Origin of the sequence: Pseudomonas sp. Pseusp16 (genome assembly GCF_047324915.1) — a bacterium.
Lineage (GTDB): Bacteria > Pseudomonadota > Gammaproteobacteria > Pseudomonadales > Pseudomonadaceae > Aquipseudomonas > Aquipseudomonas fluorescens_CD.
Genome location: NZ_CP168522.1, coordinates 3,194,392 through 3,208,823 on the forward strand (window position 1 = coordinate 3,194,392; position 14,432 = coordinate 3,208,823).

The 14,432-nt window shown below is 60.4% G+C and carries 11 protein-coding genes and 1 pseudogene; 7 read left to right on the plus strand and 5 right to left on the minus strand.

Going from position 1 to position 14,432, the window contains the following annotated elements; all coding sequences use genetic code 11:
• Positions 1 to 25: 25 nt before the first annotated feature.
• From acnD to ACEN8Q_RS14435, 4 genes are all read right to left on the minus strand, one after another.
• Positions 26 to 2,620 (minus strand): Fe/S-dependent 2-methylisocitrate dehydratase AcnD, encoded by a 2,595-nt coding sequence (gene acnD / locus ACEN8Q_RS14420; protein ID WP_413422014.1) that lies wholly within the window; start codon positions 2,618 to 2,620, stop codon positions 26 to 28.
• A 205-nt stretch (positions 2,621 to 2,825) separates the two neighbouring features.
• Entirely contained in the window at positions 2,826 to 3,953 is a 1,128-nt protein-coding gene (prpC, locus tag ACEN8Q_RS14425) for a 2-methylcitrate synthase (protein WP_413705389.1), read from the minus strand.
• A gap of 161 nt (positions 3,954 to 4,114) precedes the next feature.
• Positions 4,115 to 5,005, minus strand: coding sequence for a methylisocitrate lyase (prpB, locus tag ACEN8Q_RS14430; RefSeq protein WP_008061726.1), 891 nt, complete (start codon positions 5,003 to 5,005; stop codon positions 4,115 to 4,117).
• Entirely contained in the window at positions 5,002 to 5,721 is a 720-nt protein-coding gene (locus tag ACEN8Q_RS14435) for a GntR family transcriptional regulator (protein ID WP_008017617.1), read from the minus strand. The genes prpB and ACEN8Q_RS14435 overlap by 4 nt, the downstream gene beginning before the upstream one ends.
• Before the next feature lie 296 nt (positions 5,722 to 6,017).
• On the opposite strand from ACEN8Q_RS14435, the gene ACEN8Q_RS14440 reads away from it, so the two are divergent.
• The 5 genes and pseudogenes from ACEN8Q_RS14440 to ACEN8Q_RS14460 all read left to right on the plus strand — a co-directional run.
• On the plus strand, positions 6,018 to 6,554 hold the full coding sequence (locus ACEN8Q_RS14440; RefSeq protein WP_413422009.1) for an ATP-dependent zinc protease: 537 nt from the start codon (positions 6,018 to 6,020) through the stop codon (positions 6,552 to 6,554).
• 5 nt (positions 6,555 to 6,559) lie between these two features.
• Entirely contained in the window at positions 6,560 to 8,095 is a 1,536-nt protein-coding gene (locus ACEN8Q_RS14445) for an inactive transglutaminase family protein (protein ID WP_413422007.1), read from the plus strand.
• Positions 8,095 to 9,081: an alpha-L-glutamate ligase-like protein gene (locus ACEN8Q_RS14450; protein WP_413422005.1), complete on the plus strand. Its 987-nt coding sequence runs from the start codon at positions 8,095 to 8,097 to the stop codon at positions 9,079 to 9,081. The genes ACEN8Q_RS14445 and ACEN8Q_RS14450 overlap by 1 nt, the downstream gene beginning before the upstream one ends.
• 189 nt (positions 9,082 to 9,270) lie before the next feature.
• Positions 9,271 to 10,614, plus strand: coding sequence for an aminodeoxychorismate synthase component I (gene pabB / locus ACEN8Q_RS14455; RefSeq protein ID WP_413422003.1), 1,344 nt, complete (start codon positions 9,271 to 9,273; stop codon positions 10,612 to 10,614).
• A gap of 35 nt (positions 10,615 to 10,649) precedes the next feature.
• Positions 10,650 to 10,727 (plus strand): annotated as a pseudogene (locus ACEN8Q_RS14460) (outer membrane lipoprotein carrier protein LolA); the annotation flags it as partial.
• Between the two features lie 10 nt (positions 10,728 to 10,737).
• On the opposite strand, the gene thrH reads toward ACEN8Q_RS14460, so the two are convergent.
• The gene (gene thrH / locus ACEN8Q_RS14465; protein WP_413705390.1) at positions 10,738 to 11,355 is read right to left on the minus strand and encodes a bifunctional phosphoserine phosphatase/homoserine phosphotransferase ThrH; all 618 of its coding nucleotides are present in this window, start codon (positions 11,353 to 11,355) and stop codon (positions 10,738 to 10,740) included.
• Positions 11,356 to 11,527: 172 nt separating this feature from the next.
• Here thrH and ACEN8Q_RS14470 point away from each other — a divergent pair, with 172 nt between their 5' ends.
• Positions 11,528 to 12,268 (plus strand): phosphoadenylyl-sulfate reductase, encoded by a 741-nt coding sequence (locus ACEN8Q_RS14470; protein ID WP_413705391.1) that lies wholly within the window; start codon positions 11,528 to 11,530, stop codon positions 12,266 to 12,268.
• 581 nt (positions 12,269 to 12,849) lie between these two features.
• Positions 12,850 to 14,391 (plus strand): NCS1 family nucleobase:cation symporter-1, encoded by a 1,542-nt coding sequence (locus ACEN8Q_RS14475; protein WP_413421999.1) that lies wholly within the window; start codon positions 12,850 to 12,852, stop codon positions 14,389 to 14,391.
• Positions 14,392 to 14,432: the final 41 nt, after the last annotated feature.

Below are 14,432 nucleotides of genomic sequence, written 5' to 3' on the forward strand. Positions count from 1 at the left end.
AAGCCCCGTGTCTGCAATGCGTGTATTAAACGGCAACCGCCGATTCTTCGAGGAAGTCCTGGGCGAAGCGTTGCAACACGCCGCCCGCTTCGTAGATCGACACTTCTTCAGCGGTGTCGAGGCGGCAGGTCACCGGCACCTCGACGCGCTCGCCGTTCTTGCGATGGATCACCAGCGTCAGCTCGGCGCGCGGCGTGCGATCGCCGATCACGTCGTAGGTTTCGCTGCCATCGATGGCCAGGGTATGGCGGTTGGTACCCGGTTTGAATTCCAGCGGCAACACACCCATGCCCACCAGGTTGGTGCGGTGAATGCGCTCGAAACCTTCGGCGGCGATCGCTTCCACACCCGCCAGGCGCACGCCCTTGGCGGCCCAGTCGCGGGACGAACCCTGACCGTAGTCGGCGCCGGCGATGATGATCAGCGGCTGCTTGCGATCCATGTAGGTTTCGATGGCTTCCCACATGCGCATCACTTTGCCTTCCGGCTCGACACGGGCCAGCGAACCCTGCTTGACCTTGCCGTTTTCCTGAACCATTTCGTTGAACAGTTTCGGGTTGGCGAAGGTCGCGCGCTGCGCGGTCAGGTGGTCACCACGGTGAGTCGCGTAAGAGTTGAAGTCCTCTTCCGGCAGGCCCATTTTCGCCAGGTATTCGCCGGCGGCGCTGTCCAGCATGATGGCGTTGGACGGCGACAGGTGATCGGTGGTGATGTTGTCCGGCAGTACCGCCAGCGGGCGCATGCCCTTGAGCGGACGCGCGCCGGCCAGCGCGCCTTCCCAGTACGGCGGACGGCGGATGTAGGTGCTCATCTCGCGCCACTCGTACAACGGCGCGACTTTCGGGCCGGTGTCTTCGTGGATGGCGAACATCGGGATGTAGACCTGACGGAACTGCTCGGGTTTTACCGAGGCTTTCACGACTGCGTCGATTTCTTCGTCGCTTGGCCAGATGTCCTTGAGACGGATTTCCTTGCCGTCGACCACGCCCAGTACATCCTTCTCGATGTCGAAACGGATGGTGCCGGCGATGGCGTAAGCGACCACCAATGGCGGCGACGCGAGGAACGCTTGCTTGGCGTACGGGTGAATCCGGCCGTCGAAGTTACGGTTGCCGGACAACACCGCAGTGGCGTACAGGTCGCGGTCGATGATCTCTTGCTGGATCACCGGGTCCAGTGCGCCGGACATGCCGTTGCAGGTGGTGCAGGCGAAAGCCACGACGCCGAAACCGAGCTGCTCGAGCTCATCGGTCAGGCCGGCTTCATCGAGGTACAGCGCCACGGTTTTCGAGCCCGGTGCCAGGGACGACTTGACCCAAGGCTTGCGGGTCAACCCGAGCTTGTTGGCATTGCGCGCCAGCAGGCCGGCGGCGATCACGTTGCGCGGGTTGCTGGTGTTGGTGCAACTGGTGATGGCGGCGATGATCACCGCGCCGTCCGGCATTTGGCCCGGTACGTCTTCCCACTTTCCGGAGATGCCTTTCGCCGCCAGATCCGAAACCGCCACACGGGCGTGCGGGTTGCTCGGGCCAGCCATGTTGCGCACTACCGAGGACAGATCGAAGGTCAGGCCGCGCTCGTACTGTGCGCCCTTGAGGCTGTCTGCCCAGAGGCCCGTGGTCTTGGCGTAGTTCTCGACCAACTGCACCTGCTCGTCTTCACGACCGGTGAGCTTGAGGTAGTCGATGGTCTGCTGGTCGATGTAGAACATCGCCGCGGTGGCGCCGTATTCCGGGGCCATGTTGGAGATGGTTGCACGGTCGCCGAGGGTCAGCGCGGAGGCGCCTTCGCCGAAGAACTCCAGCCAGGCACCGACCACTTTCTGCTTGCGCAGGAACTCGGTCAACGCCAGCACCATGTCGGTGGCGGTGATGCCCGGCTGCAGCTTGCCGGTCAGTTCGACGCCAACGCTTTCCGGCAGACGCATCCAGGAGGCGCGGCCGAGCATCACGCTTTCGGCTTCCAGGCCACCGACACCGATGGCAATCACGCCCAGTGCATCGACGTGCGGGGTGTGGCTGTCGGTGCCGACGCAAGTGTCGGGGAAGGCCACGCCATCACGCACCTGAATCACCGGAGACATTTTCTCCAGGTTGATCTGGTGCATGATGCCGTTGCCTGGCGGGATCACGTCAACGTTCTTGAACGCCTTTTTGGTCCAGTTGATGAAGTGGAAGCGGTCTTCGTTGCGACGGTCTTCGATGGCGCGGTTCTTCTCGAACGCCTCGGGATCGAAACCGCCACGCTCGACGGCCAGGGAGTGGTCGACGATCAACTGCGTCGGCACCACCGGGTTGACTTGCGCCGGGTCGCCGCCTTGCAGGGCGATGGCGTCACGCAGGCCGGCGAGGTCGACCAGCGCGGTTTGGCCGAGAATGTCGTGGCACACCACGCGGGCCGGGAACCACGGGAAGTCGAGGTCGCGCTTGCGCTCGATGAATTGCTTGAGGGATTCGGTGAGCGTGGCCGGGTCGCAGCGACGCACAAGGTTTTCCGCCAGCACACGGGAGGTGTACGGCAGGGTGTCATAGGCGCCAGGCTGGATCGCCTCGACCGCTGCGCGGACATCGAAGTAATCCAGGTGGCTGCCGGGCAGCGGTTTACGGAATTGTGTGTTCATCGTCAGGACTCGGTCACGGTAGTTACAAAAGGCGGGGCCAGACACCGGTACTGAAGTGAACTCGGTCAAATGTGGGAGCGGGCTTGCTCGCGAAAGCGGTGTATCAATCAACATCAATGCTGGATGTCAGTCCGTCTTCGCGAGCAAGCCCGCTCCCACACTGGTTTTCGGTTCATTCAGTGACCAGCGCTGTAGCCTCCACCATTCAGCGTTGTTCGATTGGTACGAACTTGCGCTGTTCAACGCCGGTGTACTCGGCGCTTGGACGGATGATGCGGTTGTTGGCACGTTGTTCGTACACGTGGGCGGCCCAGCCGGTCAGGCGCGAGCAGACGAAAATCGGTGTGAACAACTTGGTCGGGATGCCCATGAAGTGGTACGCCGAGGCATGGTAGAAGTCGGCGTTCGGGAACAGTTTCTTCTGCTCCCACATGGTCTTGTCGATGGCTTCGGACACCGGGAACAACACCTTGTCACCCACTTCGTCAGCGAGCTTCTTCGACCAACCCTTGATCACCTCGTTGCGCGGATCGTTGTCCTTATAGATCGCGTGGCCGAAGCCCATGATCTTGTCCTTGCGCTCGAGCATGCCGAGGGTGCCTTTGATCGCGTCTTCCGGCGACGAGAAACGTTCGATCATTTCCATCGCCGCTTCGTTGGCACCGCCGTGCAGCGGGCCGCGCAGCGAGCCGATGGCTGCGGTGATGCACGAAAACAGGTCGGACAGGGTCGATGCGCAAACGCGCGCGGTGAAGGTCGACGCGTTGAACTCGTGCTCCGCGTAGAGGATCAGCGAAACGTTCATCACCTTGACGTGCAGCTCGCTCGGTTTCTTGCCGTGCAGCAGGTGCAGGAAGTGGCCACCGATGGACGGCTCGTCGCTCACGCAGTCGATGCGCTTGCCTTCGTGGCTGAAGCGATACCAGTAAGTCATGATCGCCGGGAAGGCGGCCAGCAGACGGTCGGTCTTGTCATGCTGCTCGGAGAAATTCGCCTCGGGTTCCAGGTTGCCCAGGAACGAGCAGCCAGTACGCATCACGTCCATCGGGTGGGCGTCGGCGGGGATGCGTTCCAGCACTTCTTTCAGTGCTTGCGGCAGGTCACGCAGCTTGCCCAGCTTGGCGATGTAGGCGCTAAGTTGCGCTTTGCTCGGCAACTCGCCGTACAGCAGCAGGTAGGCAACTTCTTCGAACTGCGCGTCAGCCGCCAGTTCACGAACGTCATAACCACGATAAGTCAGACCGGCACCCGACTGGCCCACGGTGGACAGTGCGGTTTGCCCGGCTACCTGGCCACGGAGCCCGGCGCCACTGAGTACTTTTGCTTCGGCCATTGCTGTCTCCAATTCTTGAATTTTTTAGGGAAACCAATCTTTCATCTGTAGGAGCGAGCTTGCTCGCGATGGACGTCAATGATGACGCGGGAAAACTGATACCCCGCGGTGTATGGCCCACCATCGCGAGCGAGCTCGCTCCTACAGGTACACGGTGTTCATTATTTCTTTGCGGCAAACAACGCATCGAGCTTCTGCTCGAAGGTGTGGTAGTCGATGCGATCGTAAAGCTCCATGCGCGTCTGCATGGTGTCGATGACGTTCTGTTGCGTGCCATCGCGGCGGATCGCGGTGTAGACGTTTTCTGCAGCCTTGTTCATGGCGCGGAACGCCGACAGCGGGTACAGCACCAGCGATACATCGGCAGCGGCCAGCTGTTCGGTGGTGTACAGCGGCGTCGCACCGAACTCGGTGATGTTGGCCAGGATCGGCGCTTTCACACGGCTGGCGAACAGCTTGTACATTTCAAGTTCAGTGATGGCTTCCGGGAACACCATGTCGGCGCCGGCTTCGATGCACGCGGCGGCGCGATCCAGGGCAGACTCCAGGCCTTCCACCGCCAGGGCGTCGGTACGGGCCATGATCACGAAGCTGTCATCGGTACGCGCATCGACGGCCGCCTTGATGCGGTCGACCATTTCCTGCTGGGTCACGATTTCTTTATTGGGACGGTGACCGCAGCGCTTGGCGCCGACCTGGTCTTCGATGTGAATCGCCGCGGCACCGAACTTGATCATCGATTTGACAGTGCGAGCGACGTTGAACGCCGAGGAACCGAAACCGGTGTCCACGTCCACCAGCAATGGCAGATCGCATACATCGGTGATACGGCGCACGTCGGTCAGCACGTCATCCAGACCGGTGATGCCCAGGTCTGGCACGCCGAGTGAGCCGGCAGCCACCCCGCCACCCGACAGGTAGATCGCCTTGAAACCGGCGCGCTTGGCCAGCAGCGCGTGGTTGGCGTTGATCGCGCCGACCACTTGCAGTGGATGTTCACTGGCGACCGCATCGCGGAAACGCTGGCCTGGTGTGCTCTTGTTCAAACTCATGACTCACCTCGTTTGGCTGTCGGGTTAACGCCGTCCTGATAGTGACGGGCGATATTGCGTTTGGAGGCGCCGATGTGACGGCGCATCAACAACTCGGCCAGCTCACCGTCACGGTCGGCGATGGCATCGAGAATGCGGTGGTGCTCGGCGAACGCCTGGTGCGGGCGATTGGGCGTGGTGGAAAACTGGATGCGGTACATGCGCACCAGCTGATAGAGCTCGCCGCAGAGCATTTGGGTCAGCGTGCGGTTGCCGCTGCCCTGGATGATTCGGTAATGGAAGTCGAAATCGCCTTCCTGCTGGTAATAGCCCCTGCCTGCCTGAAACGCTTCATCGCGCTCATGGGTTTCCAGGACCCGACGCAATTCGTCGATTTCCTCGACACTCATGCGCTCGGCGGCGAGGCGACAGGCCATGCCTTCCAGGGATTCACGGATTTCATAAAGCTCAAGCAGCTCGGCGTGATTGAGCGACACCACCCGCGCGCCGACATGCGGTACGCGAACCAGCAGGCGCTGGCCTTCCAGACGGTGGATGGCCTCGCGCAGCGGGCCACGGCTGATGCCGTAGGTGCGCGCCAGCTCCGGTTCGGAGATTTTGCTGCCCGGCGCGATCTCGCCTTTGACGATAGCCGCCTGAATGCGACGAAAGACGTTCTCGGACAGGGTCTCCGTATCGTCCTGCGCTAAAACCGGGGGATCGAGTTGATCCAGCATATTGTCGACACCTTGTGAGCCAATGCCGCAAAAACTAACGAATACAGGCGACACAGTCAAAGGATAAATCGATATTGTCGACAATCTTCTGATAACCGGTTGCACCATAACGAAGCAACCTGACGGTGCATAGCCACCCGCCAGCGCTGGCGCCAGCAAACCACCGTGCTAGAATGCCGCCGCATTTGTTTGTCACATCTGCACTGTCTGTCATAAAACCCTGATAGGCATACGAGGGAGCTTGCGCAGCGATGCCAGGGCCTTGAATCAAGTCGGACCGCTGCGCACCAGGATTTATGAGACTCAAGCCCTTCCCTGCCTTCCTTTATTTACTTTGCCTGCCCGGCTACGCAATGGCTGGGGAAAAGACCGTGTATGGCCTCAATGAGTACGCATCGCTCAATGGCATTGATCTGGAAGTGGCGGCCAAACTCGACACAGGGGCGAAAACCGCATCCCTGAGTGCACGGGATATCAAGCGTTTCAAACGCAACGGCGAGTCGTGGGTGCGCTTTTATCTGGCCATCGACGCCGCCCATTCGCACCCGATCGAACGCCCGCTGGCCCGTGTCAGCAAGATCAAGCGCCGGGCCGGCGACTACGACCCGGAGGAAGGCAAGAAATACACCGCCCGTCCGGTGATCGAACTGGATATCTGCATGGGCTCGGCCCTGCGCAGCATCGAAGTGAACCTGACCGACCGCAGTGCCTTCCAATACCCGCTACTGATTGGCTCCGAAGCGCTCAAGCGCTTCGATGCACTGGTTGACCCCAGCCTTAAATATGCTGCCGGCAAACCCGCCTGCACCACCGACGCTTATACCGCCGAGTAATTCAAATGCGCTCTCTTACCCTTCATCTGAAACTGCTGATCGCCATCCTGGTGGTGCTGGGCATTTCAGTTACGGCCTACCAGATCTTCGTGCTGGGCATTCCGGTAACCGAAGACGCCACCGACGACTTGTGGAACATCGACGCCAAGGTCGAGTTCGTCGCCAGTGCCAAGGACCCGGTCAAGATCCAGATGTTCGTGCCACCACTGAGCCGCGACTTCGTCAGCCTCAACGAGAGCTTCATCTCCAATAACTATGGCGTGGCGGTGAACCGGGTCGACGGCAATCGCAAGGTCACGTGGTCGGCACGCCGGGCCAAAGGCAATCAGACGCTGTATTACCGCCTGGTGCTGACCAAGCGTTATTCCGGTGAGAAAGCCAAGATCAAAGGTCCGACCTTTCGCGACAGCATGACCATCGAAGGCCCGGAGAAAATCGCTGCCGAAGCCCTGCTCGCACCGATTCGCCAGCACTCGGCCGACGTCGAAACCTTCGTCGGCGAAGCCATCAAGCGGGTCAACAACCTCAACGACGACAACGTGAAACTGTTGCTGGCCGGTGATCCATCCACCGCGCACAAGGCAAAAATCGTCGAGTTGCTGCTGTCCATCGCCCATGTGCCGATCGAGAAGGTCCACACCATTCGCCTGGTGGCCGACCAGCCGCAACTGCCGGAACTGTGGCTGCGCAGCTTCAATGGCACCGACTGGCTGTACTTCAACCCGGAAACCGGTGAACAGGGCCTGCCGTCCGACCGCCTGCTGTGGTGGACCGGCGACGAAAACCTGATCACCGTCGACGGCGGCAAGAAAGCCAACGTGACCTTCAGCCTGAACAACAGCGAAATGAACGCCATTCGCCTGGCCAAGCTGACCGACGAAAACACCGACGCCAACTTCCTCGAGTACTCGTTGTACGGCCTGCCGCTGCAAACCCAGCAGACTTTCATGATCATGGTCATGATCCCGATCGGCGTGCTGGTGATCCTGATCCTGCGCAATCTGGTCGGCATCCAGACCCTGGGCACCTTCACTCCGGTGCTGATCGCCCTGGCCTTCCGCGAAACCCAGCTCGGCTTCGGTATCATGCTGTTTACCATCATCACGGCGCTGGGCCTGTCGCTACGCTCCTATCTCGAACACCTGAAGCTGCAAATGCTGCCGAGGCTGTCGGTGGTGCTGACGTTCGTGGTGGTGTTGATTGCGGCGATCAGCCTGTTCAGCCATAAACTCGGCCTGGAGCGCGGCTTGTCGGTGGCGCTGTTCCCGATGGTGATCCTGACCATGACCATCGAACGCCTGTCGATCACCTGGGAAGAACGTGGCGGCGGCCATGCCATGAAAGTGGCCATTGGCACACTGTTCGCCGCGTCCCTGGCACACCTGATCATGACCGTGCCGGAACTGGTGTACTTCGTGTTCACCTTCCCGGCGATCCTGCTGATCCTGGTGGGCTTCATGCTGGCTATGGGCCGTTATCGCGGTTATCGCCTGACCGAACTGGTGCGTTTCAAGGCCTTCCTGAAAAAGGCTGACGCCTGATGTTCGGTTTCTGGAAAACCTGGAAGGCCCTGGAAGCCCGGGGCATCATGGGAATCAATCGGCGCAACGCAGACTACGTGCTCAAGTACAACAAGCGCAGCCTGTACCCGATCGTCGATGACAAGATCATCACCAAGGAGCGCGCCATTGCCGCCGGCATTCACGTGCCGGAACTCTACGGGGTGATTTCCACCGAGAAGGAAATCGACAATCTCGAAGAGATCGTCGACGGACGCAGTGACTTCGTGATCAAACCGGCCCAGGGCGCTGGCGGTGATGGCATCCTGGTCATCGCCGACCGCTTTGAGGGGCGTTATCGCACGGTGTCCGGCCGGATCATCAGCCATGAAGAAATCGAGCACCAGATTTCCAGCATCCTCACCGGCCTGTACTCCCTGGGCGGTCACCGTGACCGGGCGCTGATTGAATACCGCGTGATTCCGGACCAGATCTTCAAGAGCATCAGTTACGAAGGCGTGCCGGACATCCGCATCATTGTGTTGATGGGCTACCCGGTGATGGCCATGCTGCGTCTGCCGACGCGTCAGTCCAACGGCAAGGCCAACCTGCACCAGGGCGCCATCGGCGTCGGTGTGGACCTGGCCACCGGCCTGACCCTGCGCGGCACCTGGCTGAACAACATCATCAACAAACACCCGGACACCACGAATGCCGTGGATGGCGTGCAACTGCCCTACTGGGACGGTTTCATGAAGCTTGCCGCTGGCTGTCATGAGTTGTGCGGGCTGGGCTACATCGGTGTCGACATGGTCCTGGACCAGGAAAAAGGCCCGCTGATTCTGGAGCTCAACGCCCGGCCGGGGCTGAATATCCAGATTGCCAATGACTGCGGGTTGACGTCGCGCACTCATGCGGTGGAAGCACGACTGGAAGACCTGAAGGCTCGTGGCGTGACCGAAACGGTCGCAGAGCGCGTGGCGTTCGTGCAGGAAATGTTTGGGCATATTCCTGCGGTCGTGGGTTGAGGTCCTTCTCCTGTAGGAGCGAGCTTGCTCGCGATGGACGTCAACGATAACGCGTGCTGCCTGATTGCCCGCGTTATCCGGCGTTTTTCGCGAGCGAGCTCGCTCCTACAGCAATCAATCCCCTCTAGGAGCAATTCTCCGAGGGGACTACAATCGCCACCCCGCCTCGATGGCTGATCTCCCCCGCCCATGCTGACCTGTTCCGTACACCCGCTGCCCTATCGCGCCAACCCCGCCCAATACTTCGCGGCGATTCGCCATGCGCCCGGTGCCGTGCTGCTCGACAGTGGCCGCCCCGGCGCCGACCGCGGTCGCTATGACCTGCTCAGTGCCTGGCCGCTGGAACAGCTGACGGTATCGCCCGACGAAAGTGGCGACGCTTTCCTGCAACGCCTGCGCGAAAACCTGACACACCTGGGCGAGGCTACTTTGCCGACACCTTATGAGTTGCCGTTTGCCGGTGGATTGATCGGTTACCTGAGTTACGACTTCGGCCGGCATCTGGAGCGCCTGCCGAGCCAGGCGCGGGACGACCTGCAACTGCCTGACGCGCGTTTCGGCCTGTACGGCTGGGCATTGATCAGCGATCACCTTTCGCTGACCAGCCAACTGGTGTTCCACCCGACTCTGCCCGACAGCGAACGTCAGCGCCTGATCGACCTGTTCAGCCAGCCTGCAGCGGAAGTGCTTGCTCCATTCAAACTGCTCACCCCGATGACTGCCGACTTGAGCGCTGACGAGTATCAACAGGCAATCGAGCGCATCCAGCAATACATTCAGGCCGGCGACTGTTATCAGGTCAACTTCGCCCAGCGTTTCCGCGCGCCCTGCCAGGGTGATCCGTGGGCCGCTTACTGTGCACTGCGCGCAGCGTGCCCGACGCCTTTTTCCGGTTTCCAGAGCTTGCCCGACGGCGATGCCGTACTCAGCCTGTCACCGGAACGCTTCGTCAAAGTCAGCCAGAGCCATGTGGAAACCCGCCCGATCAAGGGTACTCGACCTCGGGGCCTGACGCCTGAGCAAGACGCGGCGAACGCCGCCGAACTGCTGGCCAGCCCCAAGGACCGCGCGGAAAACCTGATGATCGTCGACCTGCTGCGCAATGACCTCGGCCGGACCTGCCGCACCGGTTCGGTACGGGTGCCGGAACTGTTCAGCCTGGAAAGTTACCCGAACGTGCATCACCTGGTGAGCAGCGTCACCGGGGAACTGGCGGATGACCGCGACGCCCTGGACCTGATCGCCGGCAGTTTCCCCGGTGGCTCGATCACTGGCGCACCAAAGATTCGCGCCATGCAGATCATCGATGAGCTGGAGCCAACCCGGCGCGGACTGTATTGCGGTTCGTTGCTTTACCTGGACGTGCGCGGCGAGATGGACAGCTCCATCGCCATCCGTAGCTTGCTGGTCAAGGACGGGCAGGTGTGCTGCTGGGGTGGCGGCGGGATTGTCGCGGACTCGGAGTGGCAGGCTGAATACCAGGAGTCGATCACCAAGGTGAAGGTGCTGCTCGATACGCTGCAAAACCTCTGATCACACCCATCCCCGTAGGAGCGAGCTTGCTCGCGATGGTCGTTAACGATAACGCTGGAAACCTGACACCCCGCGGCGCTCGCAGGTTCATCGCGAGCAAGCTCGCTCCTACAGGGAATGTGATTACAAACTCAGGGTCCGGTTCGAAGCCTTGATGAACTCCTGCTTCAGCTCTGCAAAACTGTGCACCGCCGGGAACTGCGGGAACTCGCGAATCACGTTGTCCGGCGCATGGAACAGAATCCCGGCATCGGCCTCTCCCAGCATCGTGGTGTCGTTGTAGGAGTCCCCCGCTGCGATCACCCGGTAGTAGAGGCTCTTGAAGGCCAGGACCGACTGACGCTTGGGATCTTTCTGACGCAGTTGATAGCCAGTGACTCGCCCGCTGTCGTCAGTAATCAGACGATGGCAGAGCAAGGTCGGGAAGCCCAGTTGGCGCATCAACGGTTGGGAGAACTCGTAGAAGGTATCGGACAGGATCACCACCTGGAACCGCTCGCGCAGCCAGTCGACGAACTCGATGGCGCCGTCCAGCGGCTTGAGCGTGGCGATCACTTCCTGAATGTCGGCGAGCTTCAGGCCGTGCTCGTCGAGAATCCGCAGGCGCTGCTTCATCAGCACGTCGTAGTCGGGAATGTCCCGGGTGGTGGCCCTGAGGGACTCGATCCCGGTTTTTTCGGCGAAGGCGATCCAGATTTCCGGGACCAGCACACCTTCAAGATCCAGACAGGCAATTTCCACAAGACACTCCCATTTGTATTGATTATTGAGTCGAGCGAGCAAAAAGACTGCCGAACTCTAGCGACTCGGGCCTGGCTGCGCAACGCAGAGGATGCCCCGGCCCGTGCAGCTTTTTGTTACCATCGGCCCATATAGAGCGCCCAGCGCCACCGACCTGTAGGAAGCCGCCCTGATGAGCCCAACGTTCGACGTCGTGGAACTCGCCACGACCTATGCCAACAAATCCGCCCAGGACATCCTGAAACTCGCGTTTGCCGAGTTCGGCGATGACCTGTGGATATCTTTCAGCGGCGCCGAGGACGTGGTGCTGGTAGACATGGCCTGGAAGCTGAACAAGAACGTCAAGGTGTTCAGCCTCGACACCGGCCGCTTGCACCCCGAGACCTACCGCTTCATCGATCAGGTGCGCGAGCACTACAAGATCGAGATCGAGCTGGTGTCGCCGGACTACACGAAACTCGAACCTTTCGTGAAGGAAAAAGGCCTGTTCAGCTTCTACAAGGACGGCCATGGCGAATGCTGCGGCATCCGCAAGATCGAACCGCTGCGCCGCAAGCTGTCCGGTGTGAAAGCCTGGGCCACCGGCCAGCGCCGGGACCAGAGCCCCGGCACCCGCAGCGCCGTCGCGGTGATGGAGATCGACACTGCGTTCTCCACTCCGGAACGTACCCTGTACAAGTTCAACCCGCTGGCGCAAATGACCAGCGAAGAGATCTGGGGCTACATCCGCATGCTGGAACTGCCTTACAACAGCCTGCACGAGCGCGGCTTCATCAGCATCGGCTGCGAACCCTGCACCCGTCCGGTACTGCCTAACCAGCATGAGCGCGAAGGCCGCTGGTGGTGGGAAGAAGCGACGCAGAAGGAATGCGGGTTGCATGCGGGGAATATCATCAGCAAGTCCAAAGCCTGATCCCGAGCCATGTGATACCCCTCTGTAGGAGCGAGCTTGCTCGCGATGGACGTCAACGATAACGCGTGCTGCCTGAGTGCCCGCGTTATCCAGAGTTTTTCGCGAGCATGCTCGCTCCTACAGGGTTTTCGTAATACCCGTAAATGTGTACACAAGAATGTCACCGTCGGTGCCATTTATGTGTGCACTTTTTGTTTCTGCGCCCCCAAAAGTTACATCCCACCGCCTGATGTGCGCCACCACGCCCTCCTGAGTCCCTTTCTTAAAATAAATACCTGTTCAATCGGTCAATTTAAATTATTTATTTTTCAGTAAATTGGCGATAAGCCATAACAAAACGAAATGAGCAGCACGTTTCATAGAACTCCCGACTGGCACAGTTCTGGCTTAAGTGCATACATGTTTTGTATACAATCAACTCAAAACATACACACACTTTAGATCCGCAAGCCTGAAGCGCCCTATCCCGTACAGGCTGCAGATGCCCCGTAACCAATGATTTTCGCCACCCGCGACGAAGATTTGTCGAGCCAACGCTCATGCACAGTCATCGCGATGTCGAGCATCAGGAGCCTGCCGGAATGCGTACTAGTCTCTCCAATAACAACATCGCGCTGGATCTACCCTCCTCCCATTCCACCCACATCGCCGACAATCAGGCGCATCACAGCCCTGTCGTGCTCAGCCCCCGACTGCACAACAAAGACCTGGCGCCGACCAAGGCCGAAGGCCGGCGCTGGGGCCGCTACAGCATCTTTGCCCTGTGGACCAATGACGTTCACAACATTGCCAACTACTCCTTCGCCATCGGTCTGTATGCCCTGGGCCTGGGTGGCTGGCAGATCCTGCTGTCCCTGGGGATCGGTGCGGCGCTGGTTTACTTCTTCATGAACCTGTCCGGCTACATGGGGCAAAAGACCGGGGTGCCGTTTCCGGTCATCAGCCGAATCAGTTTCGGCATTCATGGGGCGCAGATTCCTGCGTTGATCCGCGCCGTGATAGCCATCGCCTGGTTCGGTATCCAGACGTACCTGGCGTCCGTCGTCTTTCGCGTGTTGTTGACAGCGGTCCATCCCGGGTTCGCCGACTACGACCACAATTCGATCCTGGGCCTGTCGACCCTGGGCTGGGTGTGTTTTGTCGCGATCTGGTTCGTGCAACTGGCGATCCTTGCCTATGGCATGGAGATGGTGCGGCGCTACGAGGCGTTTGCCGGCCCGGTGATTCTGCTGACCGTCGCCGCCCTCGCCGCGTGGATGTACACCCAGGCCGACGCGACCATTGCCTGGTCGATCCGAGAGCCGCTGACGGGCGGTGAGATGTGGCGCAACATCTTTGCCGGTGGCGCGCTGTGGCTGGCGATCTACGGTACGTTGATCCTCAACTTCTGCGATTTCGCCCGCTCTTCGCCGTGCCGCAAGACCATCAAGGTCGGCAACTTCTGGGGCCTGCCGGTGAATATCCTGGTGTTCGCCGCCATCACCGTCCTGCTGTGCGGTGCGCAGTTCCAGATCAATGGCCGGATCATCGAAAGCCCGACCGAAATCATCGCCTCGATCCCCAACACCTTCTTCCTGGTGCTCGGCTGCCTGGCGTTCCTGATCGTCACCGTGGCGGTGAACATCATGGCCAACTTCGTCGCCCCAGCGTTCGTCCTCAGCAACCTGGCCCCGAAATACCTGACCTTCCGCCGCGCCGGGCTGATCAGCGCGACCATCGCCGTGCTGATCCTGCCGTGGAACCTCTACAACAGCCCGCTGGTAATCGTGTACTTCCTGTCCGGCCTCGGCGCCCTGCTCGGTCCGTTGTACGGCGTGATCATGGTCGACTACTGGCAGGTACGAAAAGGCCGGATCAACGTGCCGCAGTTGTACAGCGAAGACCCTGACGGCGCGTATTACTACAGCCGCGGTGTCAATTTGCGCGCGGTGGCGGCGTTCATTCCTGCAGCCTTGATCGCCATCGTCCTGGCATTGGTACCGGGCTTCCACAGCGTGTCGCCGTTCTCCTGGCTGATCGGTGCCGGGATCGCCGGAATGCTCTACCTGATCATCGCCAAACGCCAACCGCACTATGCCGATGTCAGTGGCGAATCAATCGCAGTCGAAAACGCCAGCCATTAATCCTGTCGCGGCCTGACGTTGTCGGGCCGCGGAACCACCTG

Excerpts from the sequence above, each read along its gene's own strand:
- ACEN8Q_RS14450 (WP_413422005.1), top strand. The coding sequence starts at position 8,095 with ATGTTCGGTTTCTGGAAAACCTGGAAGGCCCTGGAAGCCCGGGGCATC.
- prpC (WP_413705389.1), bottom strand. The coding sequence starts at position 3,953 with ATGGCCGAAGCAAAAGTACTCAGTGGCGCCGGGCTCCGTGGCCAGGTA.
- prpB (WP_008061726.1), bottom strand. The coding sequence starts at position 5,005 with ATGAGTTTGAACAAGAGCACACCAGGCCAGCGTTTCCGCGATGCGGTC.
- acnD (WP_413422014.1), bottom strand. The coding sequence starts at position 2,620 with ATGAACACACAATTCCGTAAACCGCTGCCCGGCAGCCACCTGGATTAC.
- pabB (WP_413422003.1), top strand. The coding sequence starts at position 9,271 with ATGCTGACCTGTTCCGTACACCCGCTGCCCTATCGCGCCAACCCCGCC.
- ACEN8Q_RS14435 (WP_008017617.1), bottom strand. The coding sequence starts at position 5,721 with ATGCTGGATCAACTCGATCCCCCGGTTTTAGCGCAGGACGATACGGAG.
- ACEN8Q_RS14445 (WP_413422007.1), top strand. The coding sequence starts at position 6,560 with ATGCGCTCTCTTACCCTTCATCTGAAACTGCTGATCGCCATCCTGGTG.
- ACEN8Q_RS14440 (WP_413422009.1), top strand. The coding sequence starts at position 6,018 with ATGAGACTCAAGCCCTTCCCTGCCTTCCTTTATTTACTTTGCCTGCCC.
- ACEN8Q_RS14475 (WP_413421999.1), top strand. The coding sequence starts at position 12,850 with ATGCGTACTAGTCTCTCCAATAACAACATCGCGCTGGATCTACCCTCC.
- ACEN8Q_RS14470 (WP_413705391.1), top strand. The coding sequence starts at position 11,528 with ATGAGCCCAACGTTCGACGTCGTGGAACTCGCCACGACCTATGCCAAC.